Genomic DNA, 24,056 nt, shown 5'->3' on the forward strand with positions numbered 1-24,056 from the left:
GGGACAGGCTACAGTGTGCCAGTGGGCAGGGGCTTAGCCAATAAAAAAAGCCGCGGTTTTGCCGCGGCTTTTTGCTTGGCGCAGAGGGGTCAGCACTCGACGATGTTGACTGGCACCTCGATCACGTTGATCGCCAGGCCGCCGCGCGCGGTTTCCTTGTACTTGGTGCTCATGTCCATGCCGGTGTCGCGCATGGTCTTGATCACGCGGTCCAGCGACACGAAGTGCTGGCCGTCGCCGCGCAGCGCCATCCGCACCGCGTTGATGGCTTTCACCGAGGCCATTGCGTTGCGTTCGATGCAGGGCACCTGCACCAGGCCGCCTACCGGATCGCAGGTCAGGCCCAGATTGTGCTCCATGCCGATTTCGGCGGCGTTTTCAACCTGTTCCGGCGTGCCGCCCATCACTTCGCACAGCGCGCCGGCGGCCATGGAACAAGCCGAGCCCACCTCGCCCTGGCAGCCGACTTCGGCGCCGGAGATGGACGCGTTCAGTTTGAACAGGATGCCGATGGCGCCGGCGGTCAGCAGGAAGCGGACGATGCCGTCGTCGCTGGCGCCCGGCACGAAGCGGGCGTAGTAGTGCATCACTGCAGGAATGATGCCGGCGGCGCCGTTGGTGGGGGCAGTGACCACGCGGCCGCCGGCGGCGTTTTCTTCATTGACGGCCAGCGCGTACAGGTTGACCCAGTCCATCACCGTCAGCGGGTCGCGCATCGCGGCTTCCGGCGAGGCCAGCAGCTTGCGGTGCATGTCGGCGGCGCGGCGCTTCACCTTCATGCCGCCCGGCAAGATGCCTTCGCGCTCGCAGCCGCGTTTCACGCAGGCCTGCATCACGTTCCAGATGTTGAGCAGGCCGGCGCGCACTTCTTCCTCGCTGCGCCAGGACAGCTCGTTCTCCAGCATGATCTGGCTGATGCTCTTGCCGTGACGCTGGCACAGAGCCAGCAGCTCGGCCGCGCTCTTGAACGGGTGCTTCAACTCGGTGACGCCCGGCGGGACGAAGCCGGCATCGATCGCAGCCTCATCCACCACGAAGCCGCCGCCCACCGAGTAGTAGGCGCGCTTGGACAGGCTTGCGCCGGCCGCGTCGAAGGCTTCGAAGATCATGCCGTTGGGGTGGTAGGGCAGGGTTTTCTTCTTGTGCAGGATCAGGTGCTCGCCTTCGACGAAATCGATCTCGCGCTTGCCCAGCAGCTTCAGTTTGCGCTGCTCGCGGATGGCGGCCAGCATGCCGTCCACGGCATCGGTGTCGACCAGATCAGGCTGTTCGCCCTGCAGGCCTAGCAGCACCGCCACATCGGTGCCGTGGCCCTTGCCGGTGGCGCCCAGCGAACCGAACATCTCGGCGCTGACGCGGACGGTGGCGTCCAGCTGGCCGTCCTTTTCCAGGCGGCTGATGAATTGGCGGGCGGCGCGCATCGGGCCCACGGTGTGGGAGCTGGACGGGCCGATGCCGATTTTGAACAGGTCGAAAACACTGATTGCCATGGTAATGCTTCTCTAAGGGAAATTCCCGGCTCGGGCCGGGTTGTTGTCGGGCGCCGCGAGGCGTCTCTTAGTTTGTATTGTAATGGTTGCCGGGCGAGGGTGCGCGGGCGGCGGATGATTGCGCCGCAGGCGAGCGGTCCGGTTGGCTCGTCGGCAGATTACCGCAGAGCGCAATCCCGCACCACCCTGTCGAGAATATGGTCTTATTTGGAATATGTCGTTGTTTTTTTAAGGGAATGCGAGGGTGCCGGGTGTGACGCGAAGAGCGCCGTGGAACTGAAGTCAGAATGATTGTCGTATTTTTGCCTATTAAATTTGAATGTCATTTTTGGAATTAAAATTTTACATTCTTTTATTTTGTGAAATTTATACGTTTTGAATGGCTAAATCGCGGGATTATCAACCGATTGCAGATTGATTACGTGTTTTTACGTAATTTGAATTTGTAAGTAAATTGTTAATATTTGTCGGCAAATTTTAAACAATATTAACTATTTACTCTAATTCTGCCGCGATGAACTTTGCCTCCAAAGCCGCCCGCCTGGGCGGCTTGTTGTTTCCCGCCTGGGTTTGCGCCGCCACCGTGCCAGACGTGGTGCTGCAACAGAACGATCAACAACTCCGCCACCAGCAGCAACAACTGGAACAGCGCCGCCAGGAACTGCAGCAGCGCCCGGACGTATTCTCTCCACCGCCGGCCGCCGCGCCGCAGACGGTTGTTCCCGCTTCCGACGCCCAACACTGCTTCGCCCTGACACGGGTGGCGCTGGAAGGCGCGCCGGCCGGCTGGCTGGCTTGGCTGCAGCCGCTGGCTGACGCAGGCCTGGCCGGCTGCGTCGACCTGGCCCGGATCAACGGCCTGACGGCGGCGCTGACCAACGAGATGGTGGCGCGCGGCTTCGTCACCAGCCGGGTCTACCTGCCGGAACAGAACCTGCGCGGCGGCCAGCTGCGGCTGGCGGTGGTGCCGGGCCGCATCCACGCGATCCGGCTGAAGGCGGACGGCAGCGATATCGGCTTGCGCAGCGCTTTCCCGGCCGGAGCGGGCGACATCCTCAATGTGCGCGACCTGGAGCAGGGTTTGGAGCAGCTGGGCCGGGTGCCGGGCCAGCAGGCGACGATGGAGCTGACGCCGGCCGACGCGCCGGGCGAGAGCGATGTGGTGGTGGATAGAAGCGGCGGCCGCTTGCTGTCCGGCATGCTGTCGCTGGACGATTCCGGCCAGAATGCCACCGGGAGGCTGCAAACGACCGGCAGTTTGACGCTGGGCGGCGCTACAGGCCTCAACGACGCGCTGTCGCTGTCCTGGAGCCAGGACGCCGAGCATCTGGCGCATCCGCTGAGCCAGTCGGCGTCGCTGTCATGGCTGCTGCCGCTGGGCAACTGGACCGGTTTTTTCAGCTACAGCGGCTTCGCCTACCACCAGACGGTGCGGGGGGTGAACCAAAGCTTCACCTCCAGCGGCCACAGCCGCAACACGCTGCTGTCGCTGTCGCGGCTGCTGCGGCGCAATCAGAGCGGCAAGACCGAGTTGAAGCTGAGCCTGACGCGCAAAGCGTCGCGTAGCTTCGTCGAGGATGCCGAGGTCGTGCAGCAGCGGCGCGACCTGACCATCGCCGGGCTAGAGCTCAGCCATCGCCAGTATCTGGGCGAGGCGGTGCTGGATGGCTCGATCAGCTACCAGCGCGGCATCGGCGCCTGGGGCGCGCAGCCGGATACGCTGGCGGCGCAGGGCGGGCCGACCGCCCGCCACGAGCTTTACCAAGGCAGGCTGGCGCTGCAACTGCCGCTGCATGTCGCATCGCAGACGCTGCGCTGGAGCAGCGAGCTGCGTGGCCAGTACAGCCCGGACCTGTTGATGTCCAGCGAGCAGTTCTCTCTCGGCTGCCGCTGCACAGTGCGCGGCTTCAACGGCGAGGCGCTGGTGGGGCAGAGCGGCTATTACCTGCGCAACGAGCTGAGCTGGCCGCTGCCGCCAGCCGGTCCGCTGGCGCTGGAGCCCTACCTGGGGCTGGATGCCGGCCAGATCGCGCGCCCGGCCTACGATGTTGGTCCGGTCCGCAGCCTGTCCGGCTGGGCCGCCGGCCTGCGCCTGAGCTTGGGTGGCCATCTGTCCGCCGAACTCAGCCACGAGCGCGCGCTGCACCAGCCGCAGGGCTGGGATCGTCCCGCCATCACCCATTTCTCGATCACCGCGCAGTGGTGAGCCCGCTGCCCTGTCCCGTCTTGTTGAGCTGACATCATGAACAAACACCTTTATCGGATCATCTTCAATCAATCCCGCGGCCAACTGATGGTGGTGCAGGAAGACGCCTGCGGACAGGGCAAGGGCAACGGCGCCGAGGGCGTCGCCGCCACGCTGGCGGCGGCGTGCAAGGCATTCTCGCTGCGCCTCAGCGTGCTGTTGATCGGCCTGGGATTGGGCAGCAGCGCCCTGGCGGCCGACATCATCGCCGATCCCAACGCCGCGGCCGGCAAGCAGCCGGGCGTGATCCAGTCGGCCAATGGCCTGCCGGTGGTGCAGATCGCCGCGCCCACCGCCGCCGGCGTGTCGCACAACCAGTACCAGCAGTTCAACGTCGGCCCCGGCGGCGCGCTGCTCAACAACAGCGCCACCCTCGTCAACACCCAGCTGGCCGGCTACATCAGCGGCAACCCCAATCTGAAGAACGGCAGCGCCCGCATCATCCTCAACGAAGTGACGCAGGCGAATCCGTCGCAGCTGCGCGGCTACCTGGAGGTGGCCGGCCAGCGCGCGCAGGTGGTGATCGCCAACCCCTGGGGCATCACTTGCAGCGGCTGCGGCTTCATCAATACCCAGCAGGCCACGCTGACCACCGGCGCGCCGCAGCTGAACGCCCTGGGCGCGCTGACCGGCTACCAGGTGGCCGGCGGCCGGGTCAGCATAGACGGCGCCGGCCTCAACGCCGCCAACGTCGACAGCTTCGCCATCATCAGTCGGGCAGTGTCGGTCAACGCCAGCCTGTACGCGCAGAAGCTGGACCTGGTGCTGGGCCGCAACCAGGTGGACGCTGCCACGCTGGCGGCCCAGCCGTTGGCGGGCCGCCCGAGCGACGCCCCGGCCTTCGCGCTGGACGTGGCGCAGCTGGGCGGCATGTACGCCAACGCCATCAAGCTGGTGGGCACCGAGAAGGGCGTCGGCGTCAATCAGCTGGGCACCATGGCGGCCCAGGCCGGCGATTTGCAGCTGACCAGCGCCGGCGACTTGATCCTGCGCGGCCAGACCCACAGCCAGCAGAACCTGATCCTGCAGGCCGACGGCCAATTGCGGCACGATGGCGTCACCCGCGCCGAGGGAGCGATCCAGGCCGACATCGCCGGCCAGACCGCCCTGCACCAGGCGCTCAGCGCCGGCGGCGACCTCACGCTGAACACCGGCGCGCTGCAAGGCGACGGCGCGCTGGCCGCCGGCGCCCAGGCCGACGGCAAGCTCAGCGACCACGGCCGGCTGGCGGTGGCCAGCGCCGGTATGCTGCAACACAGCGGCCAGCTGCTGGCCGGCGGCGACGTTAGTCTGAAGGCTGGCCAGGCCGACCTGTCCCAAGCCACGGTCAGCGCCAGCCACGGCGCGTTGGAGATCCGCGCCGCCGGCGACGTGAACGCGCAGCAGGCCCGGCTGAGCGCCGCCGGCGCCGCCCGGCTCACCCTCGATGGCCAGCTCGACAACCGTAGCGGCCAGCTCGCCGCCGCCCAGGTGGACCTCCAATTGGGCGCGCTGGACAACCGCCAGGGCAAGATCGTGCAGACCGGGCAAGCCGACTCGGTCTGGCGCATCAACGGCCAGGCCGATAACCGTCAGGGCCTGCTCGCCAGCGCTGGCCATGATCTGAAGCTGCAAAGCGGCGATCTGGACAATCGCGGCGGCGAAATCAGCCACGCCGGCGCCGGCGCGCTGCGCCTGAGCGCGGACGCGCTCGACAACCGCGAACAAGGCCGCATCGCCAGCGACGGCCGGCTGGACGCGCAGGCGGCGCAACTGGACAACCGCCAGGGCCGGCTGGTCGGCGTCCTGTCGGCGTCGGTCGACGCGCGCCAGCAGTTGAATAACGATGGCGGCGTGTTGGGCAGCGACGGCAAGCTGGACCTCGCCGCCGGCGCGCTCGACAACGGCAGCGGGCTGATTCAGTCCGGTCAGGACCTGCAGCTCACGGCTAATAGCCTCACCAACGCCGACAAAGGCCAGATTCTGGCGCTGGGCAAGGACGTTGCCAGCAAGGTGGACGTCAGCGGCGAGCTGCGCAACCAGGGCAAGGTCGCCGGGAATGCCGACCTGACCGTCAACGCGGCGACCATCGACAACAGCAAGGGCGCCTTGCAGGCGGCGGCTAGCTTGAATCTTACCAAGCAAAGCAGCCTGATCAATGACGGCGGCTATATCGCCGGCCAGAGCCTGAAGCTGAACGCCGATTCGCTGAGCAACCAGGCGGGCGAGATCTATGCCCAGCAGCAGCTGACGAGCCAACTGAAGACCCTCGACAATGCCAAGGGCAGCCTGATCGGCGGTCAGGGCGTTGACCTCACCGTCAGCACCCTGTTGCATAACGACGGCGTGGTCGGCAGCGATGGCCAAGTGAAGCTGAGCGCCGGCAAGCTGGACAATGCCGCCGGCACCATCCAATCCGGCAAGGATCTGCAGCTTACCGCTAGTAGCCTCACCAACGCCGACAAGGGGCAGATCCTGGCGTTAGGCAAAGACGCGGCGAGCAAGGTGGACGTCAGCGGCGAACTGCATAACCAGGGCAAGGTGGCCGGCAACGCCGACCTGACCGTCAACGCCGCCAGCATCGATAACAGCAAGGGCACGCTGCAGGCGGCCGGCCATCTGGAGCTGAGCAAGCAAACCAGCCTGACCAACGATGGCGGCCATATCGCCGCCCAGAATCTGCAACTGAACGCCGATAGCCTAAGCAACCAGGCCGGCGAGATCTACGCCCAGCAGCAGCTGAGCAGCCAACTCAAGACCCTAGACAACAGCAAAGGCAGCCTGATCGGCGGCCAGGGCGTCGACCTGACGGCGACCGACAGCCTGCACAACGACGGCGTGGTCGGCAGCGACGGCCAAGTGAAATTGAGTGTCGGCACGCTGGAGAACGCTGCCGGCACCATCCAGTCCGGCAAAGACTTGCAGCTCACGGCTAATAGTCTGAGCAATGCCGACAAGGGCCAGGTTCTGGCCCTCGGCAAAGATGCGGCGAGCAAGGTGGACGTCAGCGGCCAGCTGCGTAACCAGGGCAAGGTCGCTGGCAACGCCGATCTGACCGTCAACGCGGCGACCATCGACAACAGCAAGGGCACGCTGCAAGCAGCCAGCCATCTGGAGCTGAGCAAGCAAACCAGCCTCACCAACGACGGCGGCCACATCGCCGGCCAGAGTCTGAAACTGAATGCCGACAGCCTGAGCAACCAGGCCGGCGAGATCTATGCCCAGCAGCAACTGAGCAGCCAACTGAAGACGCTGAACAATGCCCAAGGCAGCCTGATCGGCGGCCAGGGCGTCGACCTCACCGTCAGCAGCCTGCTGCGCAACGACGGCGTGTTGGGCAGCGACGGCCAAGTGAAGCTGACCGCCGGCGCGCTGGAGAACGCCGCCGGCACCATCCAGTCCGGCACGGACCTGCAGCTCACCGCTAGCAGCCTCACCAACGCTGACAAGGGCCAGATCCTGGCGCTGGGCAAGGACGCCGCCAGCACTGTTGACGTCAGTGGCGAGCTGCACAACCAGGGCAAGCTGGCCGGCAACGCCGACCTGACGGTCAGTGCCGCCAGCATCGACAACAGCAAGGGTACCTTGCAAGCGGCCAGCCATCTGGAGCTGAGCAAGCAAACCAGCCTGACCAACGATGGCGGCCATATCGCCGCCCAGAATCTGCAACTGAACGCCGATAGCCTAAGCAACTTGGCCGGCGAAATCTATGCCCAGCAACAACTGAGCAGCACGCTGAAGACCCTCGATAATGCCAAGGGCAGCGTCATCGGCGGCCAGGGCGTCGACCTCACCGTCAGCAGCCTGCTGCACAACGACGGCGTGGTCGGTAGCGACGGCCAAGTGAAGCTGAGCGCCGGCACGCTGGAGAACGCCGCCGGCACCATCCAATCCGGCAAGGACCTGCAGCTTACCGCTAGCAGCCTGAGCAACGCCAACAAGGGCCAGATCCTGGCATTGGGCAAGGATGTGGCGAGCAAGGTGGACGTCAGCGGCCAGCTGCGTAACCAGGGCAAGGTGGCCGGCAATGCCGACCTGGCCGTCAACGCGGCGACGATAGACAACAGCAAGGGCACGCTGCAGGCGGCCAGCCATTTGGACCTGAGCAAGCAAACCAGCCTGACCAACGATGGCGGCCACATCGTCGGCCAGAGTCTGCAACTGAAGGCCGACAGCCTGAGCAATCAGGCCGGGGAGATCTACGCCCAGCAGCAACTCACCAGCCAACTGAAGACGCTGAATAACAGCCAGGGCAGCCTGATCGGCGGCCAGGGCGTCGACCTCACCATCAGCACTTTGCTGCACAACGACGGCGTGGTGGGCAGCGATGGCCAAGTGAAGCTGAGCGCCGGCGCGCTGGAGAACGCCGCCGGCACCATCCAATCCGGCAAGGACCTGCAGCTCACCGCTAGCAGCCTCACCAACGCTGACAAGGGCCAGATCCTGGCGCTGGGCAAGGACGCCGCCAGCACTGTTGACGTCAGCGGCGAGCTGCACAACCAGGGTAAGCTGGCCGGCAATGCTGATCTGACCGTCAACGCGGCGACCGTCGACAACAGCCAGGGCACTTTGCAGGCGGCTAGCCATCTGGAACTGAGCAAGCAAGCCGCGCTGACCAACGACGGCGGTCATATCGCAGGCCAGAGTCTGAAACTGAATGCTGACTCGCTCAGCAATAAGGGCGGTGAGTTGTATGCCCAAGGCCAACTGACCAGCCAACTGAAGAACCTCGACAACAGCCAAGGCAGCCTGATCGGTGGCCAAGGTGTAGACCTCACCGTCAGCAGCCTGCTGCACAACGACGGCGTGGTCGGTAGCGACGGCCAAGTGAAGCTGAGCGCCGGCAAGCTGGAGAACGCGCAGGGCACCATCCAGTCCGGTAAGGAGCTGCAACTGACGGCGGCTTCGCTGACCAACTCCGACAAGGGCCAAATCCTGGCGCTGGGCAAGGATGTCACCAGCAAGGTGGACGTCAGCGGCGAACTGCATAACCAGGGCAAGATCGCCGGCAACGCCGATCTGACCGTCAACGCCGCCAGCGTCGACAACAGCAAGGGCACGCTGCAAGCGGCCAGCCATCTGGAGCTGAGCAAGCAAACCAGCCTCACCAACGACGGCGGCCACATCGCCGGCCAGAGTCTGAAACTGAATGCCGACAGCCTGAGCAACCAGGCGGGTGAGATCTATGCCCAGCAGCAGCTGACGAGCCAACTGAAGACCCTCGACAACAGCAAGGGCAGCCTGATCGGCGGCCAGGGCGTCGATCTCACCGCGAGCACTCTGTTGCATAACGACGGCGTGGTCGGCAGTGACGGCCAGGTCAAGCTGACGGCCGGCACGCTGGAGAATGCGCAAGGCACGATTCAATCGGGTAAGGATTTGCAGCTCAGCGCATCGAGCCTGACCAACGCCGACAAGGGTCAAATCCTGGCGTTGGGCAAAGACGCTGCCAGCAAGGTGGACGTCAGCGGCGAGTTGCATAACCAGGGCAAAGTCGCCGGCAACGCCGATCTGACCGTCAATGCGGTGACCATCGACAACGCCAAGGGTACGCTGCAAGCGGCCAGCCATCTGGAACTGAGCAAGCAAAGCACGCTCACCAACGATGGCGGCCATATCGCCGCCCAGAATCTCAATCTCAAAACCGATACCCTCAGCAACCAGTCTGGCGACATCCGCCAGATCGGCGCCGGCGAGGCCAAGCTGAAGATCGGCCAGGCCTTCCACAACCAGCAGGGTCAATTGCTGAGCAACGGCGGGCTGACGCTGGACGCCGGCCAGCTCGACAACCGCCAGGGCACGCTGGGCAGCCAGGGCGCGCAGGCCCTGACCGTGCGGCAGGATCTGAACAACCAGGGGGGCACGCTGGCCAGCGGCCAATCGCTTAGTTTGACCTTGCAGGGCGCGCTGGACAACCAGAAGGGGATAGTGCAGGGCGACAGCTTGCAACTGGACGCCGCCAGCCTGGATAACCGTGGCGGCGGCATCAAGGCGCTGGGCGCCGGCGACAGCCGGATTCAGCTGGGCGGCAAGCTGGATAACTCCACTGCCGGCGCGCTGGCCGCCAACGGCAATCTGACGCTGAGCGCCAATCAACTAGATAACAGCGGCAGCGTGCTGCAAAGCGCCGCCACGCTGGATGTCCAACTGAAGCAGGACGCGCAAAACGGCGGCGGCGCGCTGCAGGCCGGCCAACTGAAACTCAGCGCCGCCAGCCTGGGCAACCAGCATGGCCAGATCGGCCAGGCCGGCGCGGGGCTGGCCACGCTGGCCATCGGCGGCCAGATCGACAACAGCCAGCAGGGCAAGATCACTTCCGGCGGCCAGCTGCAAGTGACGGCCGGCGACCTCAACAACAACCATGGCGTGCTCAGCAGCCAGGGCGACTTGACCCTGAGCGGCAAGGCGCTGAACAACCAGCAGGGCACGCTGGGCAGCAACGGCACGCTGACCTTGAACGCCGGCAGCCTGGACAACAGCGGCGGCCTGCTGCAAGCCGGCCAGACCTTGCAACTGGACAGCGGCAGCCTGCGCAACGCCGGCGGCAAGGTGCTGGCGCTGGGCGTCGGCGACAGCCGACTGACCGTGACCGGCCAACTGGCCAACGGCGGCCAGATCGCCGGCAACGGCAACTGGCAGCTGAGCGCGCAGGGCCTGGATAACGGCGGCGGCAGCGTCTACGGCCAGCGCAATCTCGCCATCGACACGGTGTCGCTGGCCAACGCCGGCAGCCTGCTGGCGGGGCAAGACCTGTCGCTGAAGCTGCAGGGCGACTTCGTCAACGCCGCCGGCACCCAACTGCAAGCCAACCGCAACCTCAGCATCAGCGTCAGCGGCAACCTGGTCAACAACGGCCAGCTGCAAAGCAGCGGCAACCTCAGTCTGTCTGGCGTCAACTGGACCAATAACGGCAGCGTCAACATCGGCGGCACGCTGAGCACCCAGCTCAGCCAGAGCCTGGTCAATGCCGGCAGCCTGGGCGCGGGCGCGCTGGACATTCACGCCGCCAGCCTCACCAACACCGCCTCCATCACCGCCGGCGACATCGCCATCCAGGCTGGCAGCCTGGACAACAGCGGCGGCAAGGCGCTGCTGGCCTCGGCCGGGGGCATGGCGCTGAATATTGGCGGCACGCTGAATAACCATGATGGTGCCTGGTTATATAGCCAGGGCGATATGCGGATAGGCCAATCCGGCGCGACGGTGGGGCAGGTGGTGAATCACATCGCGACCTTGCAGTCGGATGGGAATATGTTTATCGAAGCTGGGCGGGTGAGTAATGAGTCGAATTCGGTAGCAATACGCCAATTAAATAGTAATACAGTAGAAACCAAAGAGCTCTACAACTTCCCTTTAGCTGCAGTCGGTGAAGGTGCATGCCATCATTCGAGTTGTGATACGCTATTTTCCCCTTATGTGGGGAGATTTAACTTTCGAAATGGAGTGGACGAATGGGTTGTTTACTCTCCATGTGTAAATTCAAATCATTGCAGTTCCACTCCGTCAATGAGGGTGCGATATTCTGTAGTAAGTGACGACAAGAACAAACATTTGCTAACAGTAATAAGGAGGGAGCTTTCTCCTTATCAGGATTCTCTTTTGTCGCCAGAAAAGGTGGAGAGTTATTTTTACATTAATAATGCTCCGAGTGGGGTGTTTGATCTCAACGCTTTTAATAAAATCCCAGGGTGGGGTGGTGCGTATGATTCGTACATGTTTCTTATTGGATTTGATCCTAATAAAAATCTAATGCCTGCGCCTGGAGATAATTGGAATTCAGTGGCGATGAGATTGGTTTCGGTTAGTAAGTCTGGTTTGGAGGCCTCTGAGAAGGTATTTGTTAATAATGTCAGGCCAGACCCTAAGAACATGGCTATTCGCCCTTCTATGGGTAGTTTTCAAAGCCTGAATTTAACAGGGGTTGATGAATTTTTTCCTGTGGCTAACTATGGGGAGAGTCTAAGGCGTGAAATAAAAACAGAAACAATTGATGTTGCCGAATTGGTGGGAAGCCCATCTAGAATGTTAGCTGGTGGTGATATTCATATCTCTGGTGGGGAGGTTTCTAATCGGTACAGTTCAATTGCTGCAGGAGGGAGCGTTTCGGTTGGGTCTGGAAGTGTTCAGAATATTGGCCAGGAATTAAAGAAAACTATAACCACCACCCAATCCTCTACTGTTAACCGATATGATAACTTTGCAGATGCATGGAACTGCATGCAGCGTGAAGGGGCTTGGTGTACCACGGTTGTTACTTCTGCAGCGACTACAACGTCAACAGTAATCGGTTCCCTAGACGCCACCGTCGCCTCCAACCAACACCTAAACCTGCAAGCCCCCTCCATCGTCAACGGCAAGGACGCGGCGCGGGTGAATGTGTCCACGGTAACCGGCAATGCCGTCAATAACCAGTCGGCGGTGAGCCAGGCGCAAGGGCCGGCGATCAAGGGCGCAGGCCAGCAGGCTGCGGCCACCGGCCAGGCCTTGCAAGGCGCGGTGGGCCAGGCACAAGGCGCGCAGTTGAATGGCGCGCTGTCCAGCATGGCGGGCCAGGCCTTGGGCGGGGCGGCGGCGCAAGGAGAGGCGGGCAAGGTCCTGCAGGGCGCGCTTGGCCAGGTCCAGGGCGCGCAGTTGAATGGCGCGCTGTCCGGCGCGGATGGCCAGCAACTGAAGAACGGCGGGGTCGATGCCACCGCCGGCGGCCAGTTGGCCAAGACCTATTCGCCGGCACCGGCCACGCAGCAGGTGACGATGTCCGCCGGCGGCGCCAAGGCCGCCAATCCGGTGGCGAACGGCTATGCCGTGCCGGACAACGGCCTGTTCCACGCCAAACCGGCACCGCAGCAGCCCTACCTGGTGGAAACCAATCCGCAATTCACCCAGTACAGCAATTTCATCTCGTCCGACTACTTGCTCAAGCAACTGAATTACGACCCCAGCAAGGTGGAAAAGCGCCTGGGCGACGGCTTCTACGAACAGCAGCTGGTCACCCGCGCCGTCACCGACATGACCGGCAAGCGCTTCCTGTCCGGCTACGGCAGCGCGATGCAGCAATACCAGCAGCTGATGAGCAACGGCGCGCAGTACGCCAAGCAGTTCCAACTGACGCCGGGCATGGCGCTCTCGGCCGATCAAATGGCCAAGCTCACTTCCGACATGGTGTGGCTGGTGAAGCAAAACGTGGGCGGCCAGGACGTGCTGGTGCCCATGGTCTATCTGGCCAATGCCGATCAAAAGTCTCTGCGCGGGCAGGGCGCGGTGCTGGCCGGCAACAGCATGAGCCTGCTGGCCAGCGGCGATCTGGTCAACACCGGCACGCTGAAGTCCGACACCACGCTGCTGGCGCAGGCCAACAACATCCGCATCGAAGGCGGCAAGGTGCAAGCCGGCGGCGATCTGGGGCTGTCCGCCGCGCAGAACCTGACCATCACCGACGACAGCCAGCACAGCCAGGCGGGCAGCAGCGTCAAGGCCGGCGGCGACTTGCAGCTGCAGGCCGGCAATGATCTGAAACTGCGGGCGGCGGCGATCGACGCGGCAGACAACGCCAGCCTGCAGGCCGGCCACGATCTGGACATTCTCAGCCGCGAAACCCGTTACGACCTGGGCGGCAGCGGCTGGTACAGCAGCTACCAATATCAGCAGGCAGACCACGTCGGCAGCCAGCTCAATATCGGCGGCAGCCTGGCGCTCGCCGCCGGCAACGACCTGACCCTGTCTGGCAGCGCCGCCAAGGCCGGCGGCAGCGTGCTGGCCAGCGCCGGCGGCAGCCTGACCTTGGCGTCCACGCTGGACAGCAAGCATGGCGCGGGCAGCTGGTGGGGTGGCGGCTACGATACCTTGAGCCAAACCCATAACGCCTCGCTGCTGCAAGGCGGCGGCGATGTATTGCTGAAAGCCGGCGGCGACCTGAGCCTGAGCGGCTCGTTCGCGCAATCCACCGGCGGCAGCCTGACCGCTCTGGCCGGTAAGCAGCTGACCATGCAAAGCGAAGTCAACACCAACCATGACATCGGCTACGGCTGGGGCAACAGCCACAACTGGCAAGCCGACAACCTGGCCGTGGCCAGCCTGGCCGGCAAGGGCGACCTGCAACTGCATGCCGGCGGCGACGCGCTGCTGAACGGCGCCAGCCTGGCCAGCGGCGGCAAGCTGGCCCTGTCCGCCGGCAACGACATCAAGCTGGGCGGGGTGGCGACGGAAAGCCGCAACGACAATACTTGGGGCGAGACCATCCGCAATAACTACGACCTCACCCAGCACGGCGTCGCCGCGCATGGCGAGGGCGGATTGATCCTGCAGGCGGGGCGCGACATCTCCACCCAGGCCGCCAGCCTGACCAGCAATGGCCAGGAAGCGCTGGTGGCCGGGCGCGACGTCAACCTCGGCAGCGCCGAGGAGCGGCACAGCGACTACAGCAAGACCGTGCACCATTCCAGCGGCTGGTTCAGCAGCACCACCACCACCGACATCGTCGCCCACGACAGCACGCACGAAGCCGGCAGCACGGTATCGGCCGACACGCTGATCCTCAAAGGCCAGCGCGACATCAACATCCACGCCAGCCAGGTGGCGGGCAGCGGCGACGTGACGCTGGATGCCGGCCGCAATCTCAACATCACTTCCGGCACCGATACCAGCCGCCTGTTCCAGTACCACAAAGAAGAGACATCAGGCCTGTTCTCCGGCGGCGGCCTGGGCTTCACCATCGGCAGCAAGGAATTGACGCAGCAAATGGACGGCGCGGGCACCACCCAGAGCCAGAACCGCAGCCTGGTGGGCAGCATAGGCGGCAACCTGAACATCAAGACCGGCGACACCCTCACCCTGCAAGGCAGCGACGTCACCGCCGGCGGCAACCTGTATCTGGATACTAAGAAGCAGAACCTCGACGTGGCGGTGGACACCTGGCACAGCGTGCAGAAGACCGTCAGCAAGTCCAGCGGCCTGACGCTGCAGCTCACCAGCCCGCTGATCAACGGTTTGCAGGCGATGGAGTCCGCCACCGAAACTGCGCTGAAGAGCAAGGATGATCGCGTCAAGGCGCTGTCCGCCGCCACCGCCGCGCTGGCCGGCTACAACAGCTACACCGCCTACCAGCAAGCGATGAGCGACGCCGGCCAGAAGACCAAGGGCGGCATCCAGTTGAGCCTGACCGTTGGTGGCAGCCGCAGCGAAAGCACCACCGTCAGCGACAGCCATAACGAAAGCGGCAGCTTGCTCAAGGCCAGCGGCAATGTGATGGATCTGGCGCACGGCGCGGGCAAGGACAGCACCATCACCGCCAAGGGGGCGCAGTTCATCGCCGGCAAGGATTTGACCTTGCAGGCCGAAGGCGACATCACCCTGCTGGCGGCCAAAAGCACTAGCAGCGAACATACCACCAGCAGCGCCAGCAGCGGCGCGGTGGGCGTGGCGATTGGCTTCCAGGAGAACAGGCCGCAACTTGGCTTTACCGCCAACGGCAGCCTCAGCCGCGGCAGGGTGGATGGCAACGGCAGCCAATATCAGCTGAGCGAACTGAATGCCGGCGGCAAGCTGAACCTGCAGTCCGGCGGAAACCTCACGCTGCAGGGCATCGCCAGCGGCCAGCAGGTAGTGGGCGATATCGCCGGCGATCTCAAGATTGATAGTCTGCAGGACACCAGTACTTATCACAGTCTGAATCAGTCGATCAGCGGCAATGTGACCATCGGGCCTATCGGTTCGGGCGGGAGCGTCAGCCTCAGCCAGCAGAAAATGGATGCCGACTACGCCAGCGTGCAGCGCCAGTCCGGCATCCAGGCCGGCGACGGCGGCTTCCAGCTGACGGTGAAGGGCATTACCGCTCTGAACGGAGCGGAAATCGCCAGCACCGACAAGGCGGCGCAGGACGGCAAGAATAGCTTGCAAACCGGCGCATTGGTGCTGAAGGACATCGACAACCATGCCGATTTCACCGCCAGCAGCATCAGTGTCACCGCCGGCAGCAGCGGCGTAACCGGCATGGCCATGGCCGCGTCGGACCACGACAACAGCACCACCCGCGCCGGCATCAGCGCCGGCAGCCTGACCATCACCGACAACGCGCTGCAGCAGGAGAAAACCGGCCAAACGGCTGAACAGGCGGCAGCCTCGGCCAACCGCGACGTCAGCACTGGCCGCGACGGCAGCGGCAAGCTGGCCAACAACTTCAACGCCAGCGAAGTGCAGGGCTTGTTTGACGCCGCCAACGCCTTGAACCAGCAAGTGGGCACCTTCATGGCCAATAAGGCTGCGGAGGCCAAGGCGGCAGCCGACGCCTTGAAAGATGCCGACCCCAACAGCCCGGATTACGCCAGCAAGAAACAGGCCGCGGACGATACCGCCAAGTGGGCCCCGGGCGGCAGCTATAGCCAGATTCTCACAGCGGTCACCGCCGGAATTGGCGGCAACCTGGCCAATGGCCTGACCGGCATGGCGCAGAATGCCGGCATCGCCTACCTGCAGGGATTGGGCGCGCAGGAAGTCAAGGCGCTGGCGGATGATCTGGAACGGGCGCAGAGCAGCGATCCGGATCATGCGGACAAGAAGCCGGAAGGCGAAGTCGTGCGCGCGGTGCTGCATGCCGCCCTGGCTTGCGCCGGCGCGGAAGCCAGCGGCCAAAGCTGCGGAGCGGGCGCGGCGGGCGGCGCGGCCAGCGTGGCGCTGAACAACGCGCTGGATAAGCTGCAGCATACCGATGCCGACAAGATGACGGCGGAGGAAAAGTTGCAGCGCGAGAATCTGGTCAACGGTTTGTTGACGGGGTTGTCGACTGCGGCTGGCGGCGCTGAGACGGCAGCGACGACGGTGAATGCGGCGAAGACTGAGATGGAGAATAATGCTCTTACCTTTGCAAGGGGTACAAGCGAAAGAGTCAAAGTCGCAGCGACAGAGGTTGCAGGTTTGCTTGGAAAGGGTAAGGGGCAGGTTAGTCGAAAAGATATCGATAATGAGCTTAATAGACTGAAGAAACTGATTGCCAAGGGGGATTTGTCCTCTCAGGAGGAGCAAAATATTGGTGCTCTTTGGATGTCGGTTGTTCAGCGTGCATCCCTTGAAAATCTCATGACCCCAAATGAGATTGTTGGATCCAGAGCATTTATGATGGCTGCTATTTCCTCCATGGCTTTTAGTGGTGGTGGAAATGGGGGAGGGGTAGTTAGTAAGGAGACTGAAGTAGAGCTTCCGAGGACTAGAGGTACTAGAACTGCATATGGAGTTTCAGAGGGGGAGGCAAGTGTAATGAGTACCGTTGCTCTGAAACAAAGGTTGTATAAAAAAGAATTGGATGCGATTGCTGCGCAAGATGGTCGTTTGGCAAAAGTTATTTCCGGCTCTGCAGATGGTTATAAGAATTTTGGGATAGGCACTGGTAGTGTGGAGGATGCAAATCGACTAGGTCAGCTTTGGGTCGGGGATGGAGCAAGACCAATGGGGGGCGTGCCTGGTGGCTTGGTTAGTGCGGATGGAACTAGGTCATATCGACCTCCAGCTGAAAAAAACGGTCGTTTTGCAATTACCGGTGTTCAGGCTAATTTTGAAATGAAAGATAGCAATGGGAAGGTGATCAGAAATGGTCATCTGAATGTGAGGCAATGAAAGCAAATATTAAGTCTGTTGATTTGGGTGGTGTTTGTAATGTTGAGGGATTTACGCCAGAAGATCCTTACTGTTTTAGTATATGGCTTGTCTGTGTAATTGGAGCCGAGAATAGTGCTGGTGGTGATTGCTTTCGTGTTAATGTATGTACGCCTAGTTGGCTGCAGGCGGCTGCAAAAATGCCTACTTGGGGTAGACATATGCTGATTGTTAATAAATATGATTTTCCGCAGATTAGGCAGACTATTGAAAAAGCTTTGCTGGAAATAGATGCACCTGACTGGGATGGTGTTGCTAGGAAAGTTTCGAAGGTAATGGAGTGGGAATTTGAGGATTATGTGAATTAAAGGGAGGTGGGGGATACAGTCTTTCACGTCAAACAGGGCCGTAAGTTGGGCTAGGCTTGCGAAGGGCCGTAGATACCGTCTTTCACGTCAAGCGGCTCTTGCATAGTCGGTCCGGTAAGGTTGGCGTGTTTTCAGCCCTCCGGCAGCGAAGAAGGCCCTCCGCTACTGGAACGGGAAGCTCAGCCGCAGATTGAAAGAGTCGCCGCCGACATCGCTGGTGGTGCGGAAGCCGTGGTTGTAGATCGCCATCAGCTTCACTTTGCCAAGCTGATAGCCAAGCAGCGGGCCGATGCCGTAGTTGCTGGCGCGGCAGCCGCCGGTCTGCGCGCAGGCGGCCGCGCCGCTGCCGGAGTCGTCGCTCAGCTGGTTTTCCTGGTAGCCGCCCAGGCCTATCGTCCATTTGCCTATGGTCTTGGCGACGGTGTAGTCGATGGCCAGCTGTTGACCGGACTTGTACTGGGTGTCCGGGTTGCGGAAATTGTAGGCGTAGGTGGCGTCCATGCTCAGGTTCCAGCCATTGTGCAGCCAGCTCAGCGCCAAACCGGGCTGCAGTGTCCAGAAGCCGTTGGCGGCGCCGAGGTAGGTGCCGTTCGGCAGCCGGCGCGGCGATGAGCTGCCGGTGGGCAGGTATACCGCCAGGCTGGCTTTGAGGTGGAGGTTGTTGGGCAAGGCCCAGGACAGCTGCCCGGGAACCAGGATGGTGTTGAAGGTGCCCCAGCGTCCATTGGGGGGCAGGCCATCGCCGCTAAGCGTGGTGTAGTCGATGGGCTGGGCGATGGCCACGGCGTAGTCGGCGCCGAACACCTTGAGTCCCGTCGACCACAGCACTTCCGGCAATTCGATCAGCGCTCTGACCCGCAGGCCGGTCTTGTCGCCGTTGTGGTCGTATTTGTCCACCCAGGTCCAGTAGTTGTTCAGCACGCCATAGACGCCTTTCGGCGGCAGCACGCCTGCGGCCAGCCCTTCGTTGACGCCGCGCAGATGAGGATCCCACAGCTCCTGACCATTGGCGCTGGAGTGCGGCAATAGGCAGGCGATGGCGACGGACGCGGCCTGCGCGATCATTTTTGCTGGTTTCATCCTGAAAGTGTCCCTGTTCGGTTTTGCTTGGTGGTTGGCGGCATGCTGGGCAACTGTATGCAGGCTTGGCGTTAGGCAAACTGAGTATAGGCTGCGCATTCCAAAGAGGTGGCGCTTGCGAGTAGGCCATGATCATGGATTGTGGACAGAGGGGCATGCATGGACGGAATGTCCTCCCCGCATGCGTGGGAGAGCGGATTTTCCGGCGTGGACGGATCGGAAAATGTCGGTAAAAGGAATATCATGTGCCGGGATGCGAATGCGCATGAAAAGCGTTGTAGTTAGCAAACCCGGCCCCGCGCAGGGGGCGGTTGAATGAGTAGACCATTAATGAGGGAAGCAGGGATGGAGCAGCCGTTGAAGGCTTATCAGGTTGGCGGCAACGATATCGTCGCCGCTGGTTCCGCGGAAGAGGCTTTGGCCGTGCTGGAGGAGCTGGCAGGCGAGACCGATCTGACTATCGAGGATGTCGCTCCGATTGCGGAGGATGAACTGGATGTGCCAGTGGAGGACGAGGAGGGCACCGCCTGTCCCACCATCCGCCAGATGCTGGCCGAGTTGAGCGAGCCGGCCTATCTTTTCGGCTGGGATTGAGGACGAGCGCCGCTCTCAATCGGATTTGGCTGCAGCCAAAACGCCGCCCCGCCTCAAAACCACTGCCCCAAACCCCGCCAGAAATCGTCCGGCACCCACAGCAGGGCGGCGGTGGTGAGAACATAGCGCAGGAATTTGCCGATCGCCATGTAGCACACGCTGGGCCAGAACGGGATGCGCAGCCAGCCGGCCAGAGTGCACAGCGGGTCGCCGATGCCCGGCAGCCAGGACAGCAGCAGCATCGGCGCGCCGCGTTTGCGCATCCAGCGGAAGTAGCGCGGGCTCAGCGCGGGCTTGCCGCTGCGCGGCGGGCGGCCTGCCGATTCTGCATGCGGGTGCGCGTGCGCGCGGTGGCTGCGGCGCAGGCGATAGCGCAGCAGCGCCACCTTGGCGCCGTAGCCCATCCACCAGTCGATCATGCCGCCCAGGGTGTTGCCCAGCGTGGCGACGGCGATCACCTGCCAGAACATGTCCGGCCTGAGCTTGATGTAGGCGAATACGGCGGGTTCGGAACCTAGCGGCAGCAGCGTGGCGGATATCAGGCTGATCATGAAAATGGCCGATAGGCCCACTTTGGGCAGGGCCAGGGTTCCGAGCAGCCAGTCGAGCAGTCCTTCCATAGGGGCGGGTTCGTTCTTGTGGGTGGCCGTCGATGATAGCACCGCCCGGCCGGGGTTTCGCCGCGCGTCGCGTGGTAAGGGCGGCGCTTGCGCGGCGGCCGGGTAGGCAGCCCTGCCGACATCCGCGCGATCCGGCAATCTCGCCGGGAAAGATTAGGTCAGGAATTTAGGCCAGTTTGCAGCGTCGGATGGCGCGGGCATGCTGGCCTTTTGCATTTGCTATGGTTAAACGGCGTGCGATCAGGCGTCCGACACGCATAAAGATGCTTGGCATGGCGAATCGAGGACTGGACGCCTGGTCTTTTCGAAACCTGAAGGGGGAAAGACGATGAAATCATATGGCGCGGAGTTTCTGGGCACTTTCTGGCTGGTGCTGGGCGGCTGCGGCAGCGCGGTGCTGGCGGCGGGGTTTCCCAACTTGGGCATCGGTTTCGCCGGCGTGGCGCTGGCCTTCGGCCTGACGGTGGTGACGATGGCTTACGCGATCGGCCACATTTCCGGCTGCCACCTGAATCCAGCGGTATCCATCGGCTTGTGGGCAGGCGGGCGCTTTCCCGCCGGGCAGCTGGGGCCATACATCGTGGCGCAGGTGCTGGGGGCCATCGCCGCGGGCGCGGTGCTGTACGTGATCGCCAGCGGAGGGGCCGGCTTCGACGTGGCCAAGGGTTTTGCCTCTAATGGCTACGCCGAGCATTCGCCGGGCGGCTATTCGCTGCTGGCGGCTCTGGTGTGCGAGGTGGTGATGACCATGTTTTTCTTATTGGTGATTATGGGCGCCACCGACAAGCGCGCGCCTGCCGGTTTCGCGCCGTTGGCGATAGGCCTGGCGCTGACCCTGATCCACCTGATCAGCATCCCGGTTACCAATACCTCGGTCAATCCGGCGCGCAGCACCGGCGTGGCCTTGTTCGTCGGCGGCTGGGCGGTGCAGCAGCTGTGGCTGTTCTGGCTGGCACCCATCATCGGCGCGGTGCTGGGCGCGAAGGTATACCGCCTGATCGCCGGCGAGTCGGAGTAGCTGCCCGCCATCCCGCAACCGCGGCTTAGGCCGCGGTTTTTTTTCGCGCTAAGTAGCTGCCCGCGTGCCGCCTGTTCCGCGTTGTTCAGGGTATGTCAGGTGGGTTGTTGATGTTGCGATAGCTCCCCGGCGGGCATGGGCAGGGGCGCTGGTCTATCAATAAAGCTCAGGCCGCGCGGCGGCCATTTCCGTCAGTCCGGAGGTCCCGATGCGATTTCATGTTCCGATGATTCTGGCGTGCTCCTGTTTCTATTCTCTGATAGCCGCGGCGTCGGACGGCAAGGCGCTTTACCAGCAAAACTGCGCGGTTTGCCATGGAACACACGCTCAGGGCAAGACTGGGCCGCGTTTGGCGGGAGACGCCAGCAAATGGCGCAAGCAGCTATTCGAGAGGGCCGTGCTGGAGGGCGTGGATGACGAGGGCAAGGCGCTGAAGGCGCCTATGCCTCATTGGGGCAATAGCAGTCTGAAAGAGGATCACGGCAAACCGCCCACCACGGAAGAAGTGGACGCGATACAAGCCTATCTCAAGACCCTGCATTGAGAAGCGCGGGCGGCATTCGGCCCGCTCCAGACATCTGGACGCATGCCTGTCAGGCCGGCGCAGTCTTGGCCGCGCTCAGCCGCGGCAGCAGGTCGGCGACGATCTCGCAGCAGCGCAGCCGATCGGCAAAGTCGTGGCAGTCGACCGACAGCATGATTTCGTCCACGCCGGTCTCGTCCAGCAGCTTTTGCAGCCCGGCCCTCACCGTTTCCGGTCCGCCGAACACCGCCGCGCCCAGCCATTCGCTGCGGACCGAGAATTCCTCGCGCGGGCTCCACAGGCCGTCCATGCTGTCCACCGGCGGCGGCAGCGGGCGGCGGTCGCCGCGGATCAGATTGAGAAATTTCTGGTACGGCGTGGTGGCCAGCCGCTGGGCTTTTTCGTCGCTGTCCGCAGCCAGCACCGGGATGCAGGCCATCGCGTACGGCTGGCTCAGCGTGGCGGAAGGCTGGAACAGATGGCGGTACAACTGCAGCGCCTCATGCAGCTGGGCCGGGGCGAAGTGGGCGGCGAAAGCGAAAGGCAGGCCCAGCTGCGCGGCCAGCTGGGCGCCGTACAGGCTGGAGCCCAGTAGCCATAGCGGCACGTTAGTGCCGGTTCCGGGAATGGCGCGCACGGCTTGGCCCGGCTGTTCCGGCCCCAGGTAGCCGCGCAGCTCCGCCACTTGCTGCGGGAAATCGTCGCCGGCGCCCAGTCGGTCGCGGCGCAGCGCGCGGGCGGTGAGCGGGTCGGTGCCGGGCGCGCGGCCCAGGCCCAGGTCGATGCGGCCGGGAAACAGCGTAGCCAGCGTGCCGAACTGCTCGGCCACCACCAGCGGCGCGTGATTGGGCAGCATGATGCCGCCGGAGCCGACCCGTATTCGCTCGGTGTGGGCGGCGATGTGGCCTATCATCACCGCGGTGGCGGAGCTGGCCACGCCGGCCATATTGTGGTGTTCGGCCACCCAGAAGCGGGTGTAGCCCAGTTGCTCTGTGTGGCGGGCCAGGGCCGCGCTGTTGCGCAGGGCCTGGGCGGCGTCGCCGCCGGCGACGATGGGCGCCAGCTCCAGCATGGATAGGCGGGGAGATGCGGAGGATGTCATTCAATTCAGCCTGTGTTGGCGCGCGCGGACGGCGCCTGCGCGAGATGAAGCCAGTATACGGAGCGGCGCCGTTCGTCAGAAGTAGGCACTTTCAGGTGGGATAGTTGCCTTCCGGTGCGTATGGTATGAAAGAGCTGTCTTGAATTATCTGGGTACGGCCATATTTGAGAACCATTCCTGTTTGAGAGAGCAAGCATCATGACGAATCGCAGCAATCTGGACATTGTCCGCGCCACTTACGAAGGCAAATCCGAAGACAATGGCCGCAACCTGCTGGCGGCGCTGGCGCCGGACGCGGAATGGACCGAGGCGGCGGGCTTTCCGTACGCCGGCACCTATGTCGGTCCGCAAGCCATCGTGGAAAACGTGTTCCAGCGGCTGGGCGGCGAGTGGGACGGCTATCGCGCGGCGGTCGATCATTACTATGTGGATGGCGACAACGTGGTCGCCCAGGGCTTTTACCACGGCACCTATCGCGCCACCGGCAAGAGCTTTACCGCGTCCTTCGCCCATGTCTACACGCTGAAAGATGGCAAGATCGTCAAGTTCGAGCAGATCGTCGACAGCGCCAAGGTGTGGGAGGCGATGCGTCCCTGATCGCTATGCGCGATGAAAAACGGCCAGCTCCGGAGGGAGGCTGGCCGTTTTGCTTTGTCCAGGCGGTCAGACCGGCTGCAGCTGCTCGCCGACGCCGGCGCGCAGCAGGCGCTTCACTATCATTTTCAGCACCACGCCGTACATGGGCAGGAAGAACAGCATGCAGATCAGCACTTTGAAGCTGTAGTCCACCAGGGCGATCTCCACCCAGTTGGCGGCCATGAACGGATCGCTGCTCTTGTAGAAGGCGATGAAGAAGAATGACAGCGTGTCGCTGATGTTGCCGAAGAACATCGCGGCGGCCGGCGCCACCCACCAGGCCTTGAGCTGGCGCAGCCGGTTGAACACCTGCACGTCCAGGATCTGGCCCAGCGCGTAGGCGGCGAAGCTGGCCGCGGCGATGCGGGCGACGAACAGGTTGAAATGCTCCAGCGCCTGGAAGCCTTGCCACGCGCCCTGATAGAACAGCGTGGACACCAGGTAGGAGATCGCCAGCGCCGGCACCATCGCCGCCAGGATGATGCGCCGAGCCAAAGGCGCGCCGAAAATGCGCACGGTCAAATCGGTGGCCAGGAAGATGAACGGGAAGGTGAACGCGCCCCAGGTGGTGTGGAAGCCGAAGACGGTGATCGGCAGCTGCACTAGGTAGTTGCTGGAGGCGATGATGGCGATGTGGAACATCGACAGCTGTATCAGAGCGGACAGGCGCTGCCGGTCGGTAAAGGCAAACATTGATGCATCCTTTTTGCTGAATGGGGTGAGGGAACCCAGTGAATACCCGCCGGAGGCCCATGGCCCGGCGACAGAGGGGCGTGATGATACCGCTTTTTGTCTATACATGAAAATATTTTCTGCAAAA

The 24,056-nt window shown here is 63.1% G+C and carries 12 protein-coding genes; 7 read left to right on the plus strand and 5 right to left on the minus strand.

Annotated elements, in window-relative coordinates; all coding sequences use genetic code 11:
• Positions 1-89 precede the first annotated feature (89 nt).
• On the minus strand, positions 90-1,490 hold the full coding sequence (locus LQR33_RS18960; RefSeq protein WP_166438310.1) for an L-serine ammonia-lyase: 1,401 nt from the start codon (positions 1,488-1,490) through the stop codon (positions 90-92).
• A 514-nt stretch (positions 1,491-2,004) separates the two neighbouring features.
• On the opposite strand from LQR33_RS18960, the gene LQR33_RS18965 reads away from it, so the two are divergent.
• From LQR33_RS18965 to LQR33_RS18975, 3 genes are read left to right on the plus strand one after another with little or no spacing between them, the layout of a single operon-like run.
• The gene (locus LQR33_RS18965; protein ID WP_231470096.1) at positions 2,005-3,696 is read left to right on the plus strand and encodes a ShlB/FhaC/HecB family hemolysin secretion/activation protein; all 1,692 of its coding nucleotides are present in this window, start codon (positions 2,005-2,007) and stop codon (positions 3,694-3,696) included.
• A 36-nt stretch (positions 3,697-3,732) separates the two neighbouring features.
• Positions 3,733-17,316, plus strand: coding sequence for a two-partner secretion domain-containing protein (locus tag LQR33_RS18970; RefSeq protein WP_231470097.1), 13,584 nt, complete (start codon positions 3,733-3,735; stop codon positions 17,314-17,316).
• On the plus strand, positions 17,313-17,663 hold the full coding sequence (locus tag LQR33_RS18975; protein WP_231470098.1) for an immunity 8 family protein: 351 nt from the start codon (positions 17,313-17,315) through the stop codon (positions 17,661-17,663). The genes LQR33_RS18970 and LQR33_RS18975 overlap by 4 nt, the downstream gene beginning before the upstream one ends.
• 162 nt (positions 17,664-17,825) lie before the next feature.
• On the opposite strand, the gene LQR33_RS18980 is transcribed toward LQR33_RS18975, so the two are convergent.
• Positions 17,826-18,743, minus strand: a complete 918-nt coding sequence (locus LQR33_RS18980; RefSeq protein ID WP_158677675.1) for a SphA family protein — start codon at positions 18,741-18,743, stop codon at positions 17,826-17,828.
• Between the two features lie 345 nt (positions 18,744-19,088).
• On the opposite strand from LQR33_RS18980, the gene LQR33_RS18985 reads away from it, so the two are divergent.
• Entirely contained in the window at positions 19,089-19,337 is a 249-nt protein-coding gene (locus LQR33_RS18985) for a hypothetical protein (RefSeq protein WP_166438316.1), read from the plus strand.
• A gap of 53 nt (positions 19,338-19,390) precedes the next feature.
• On the opposite strand, the gene LQR33_RS18990 is transcribed toward LQR33_RS18985, so the two are convergent.
• Positions 19,391-19,957, minus strand: coding sequence for a YqaA family protein (locus tag LQR33_RS18990; protein WP_221667819.1), 567 nt, complete (start codon positions 19,955-19,957; stop codon positions 19,391-19,393).
• 328 nt (positions 19,958-20,285) lie between these two features.
• On the opposite strand from LQR33_RS18990, the gene aqpZ reads away from it, so the two are divergent.
• Both aqpZ and LQR33_RS19000 read left to right on the plus strand, forming a co-directional pair.
• Positions 20,286-20,975: an aquaporin Z gene (aqpZ, locus tag LQR33_RS18995; protein WP_081572630.1), complete on the plus strand. Its 690-nt coding sequence runs from the start codon at positions 20,286-20,288 to the stop codon at positions 20,973-20,975.
• Positions 20,976-21,183: 208 nt separating this feature from the next.
• Positions 21,184-21,519, plus strand: a complete 336-nt coding sequence (locus LQR33_RS19000) for a c-type cytochrome (protein ID WP_231470099.1) — start codon at positions 21,184-21,186, stop codon at positions 21,517-21,519.
• A 49-nt stretch (positions 21,520-21,568) separates the two neighbouring features.
• Here LQR33_RS19000 and LQR33_RS19005 read toward each other — a convergent pair whose 3' ends face one another.
• Positions 21,569-22,600 carry an LLM class flavin-dependent oxidoreductase gene (locus tag LQR33_RS19005; RefSeq protein ID WP_231470100.1) on the minus strand — a complete coding sequence of 344 codons (1,032 nt, stop codon included), beginning with the start codon at positions 22,598-22,600 and terminating at the stop codon, positions 21,569-21,571.
• Positions 22,601-22,798: 198 nt separating this feature from the next.
• Between LQR33_RS19005 and LQR33_RS19010 the strand changes: the two genes are divergently transcribed.
• Complete coding sequence (locus tag LQR33_RS19010; RefSeq protein WP_166438321.1) at positions 22,799-23,197, plus strand: nuclear transport factor 2 family protein; 399 nt, start codon at positions 22,799-22,801, stop codon at positions 23,195-23,197.
• 66 nt (positions 23,198-23,263) lie between these two features.
• Here the strand turns inward: LQR33_RS19010 and LQR33_RS19015 are convergent, their stop codons facing one another.
• Positions 23,264-23,929, minus strand: coding sequence for a 7-cyano-7-deazaguanine/7-aminomethyl-7-deazaguanine transporter (locus LQR33_RS19015; RefSeq protein ID WP_221667817.1), 666 nt, complete (start codon positions 23,927-23,929; stop codon positions 23,264-23,266).
• Positions 23,930-24,056 lie beyond the last annotated feature (127 nt).

Origin of the sequence: Chromobacterium piscinae (genome assembly GCF_021129175.1) — a bacterium.
Classification (GTDB): Bacteria; Pseudomonadota; Gammaproteobacteria; order Burkholderiales; family Chromobacteriaceae; genus Chromobacterium; species Chromobacterium piscinae.

Bases quoted from the DNA above. Each gene is read 5' to 3' on its own strand.
- LQR33_RS19005 (WP_231470100.1), bottom strand. From the start codon at position 22,600: ATGACATCCTCCGCATCTCCCCGCCTATCCATGCTGGAGCTGGCGCCC.
- aqpZ (WP_081572630.1), top strand. From the start codon at position 20,286: ATGAAATCATATGGCGCGGAGTTTCTGGGCACTTTCTGGCTGGTGCTG.
- LQR33_RS18990 (WP_221667819.1), bottom strand. From the start codon at position 19,957: ATGGAAGGACTGCTCGACTGGCTGCTCGGAACCCTGGCCCTGCCCAAA.
- LQR33_RS18965 (WP_231470096.1), top strand. From the start codon at position 2,005: ATGAACTTTGCCTCCAAAGCCGCCCGCCTGGGCGGCTTGTTGTTTCCC.
- LQR33_RS19010 (WP_166438321.1), top strand. From the start codon at position 22,799: ATGACGAATCGCAGCAATCTGGACATTGTCCGCGCCACTTACGAAGGC.
- LQR33_RS18985 (WP_166438316.1), top strand. From the start codon at position 19,089: ATGGAGCAGCCGTTGAAGGCTTATCAGGTTGGCGGCAACGATATCGTC.
- LQR33_RS18975 (WP_231470098.1), top strand. From the start codon at position 17,313: ATGAAAGCAAATATTAAGTCTGTTGATTTGGGTGGTGTTTGTAATGTT.
- LQR33_RS18960 (WP_166438310.1), bottom strand. From the start codon at position 1,490: ATGGCAATCAGTGTTTTCGACCTGTTCAAAATCGGCATCGGCCCGTCC.
- LQR33_RS18980 (WP_158677675.1), bottom strand. From the start codon at position 18,743: ATGAAACCAGCAAAAATGATCGCGCAGGCCGCGTCCGTCGCCATCGCC.
- LQR33_RS18970 (WP_231470097.1), top strand. From the start codon at position 3,733: ATGAACAAACACCTTTATCGGATCATCTTCAATCAATCCCGCGGCCAA.
- LQR33_RS19000 (WP_231470099.1), top strand. From the start codon at position 21,184: ATGCGATTTCATGTTCCGATGATTCTGGCGTGCTCCTGTTTCTATTCT.
- LQR33_RS19015 (WP_221667817.1), bottom strand. From the start codon at position 23,929: ATGTTTGCCTTTACCGACCGGCAGCGCCTGTCCGCTCTGATACAGCTG.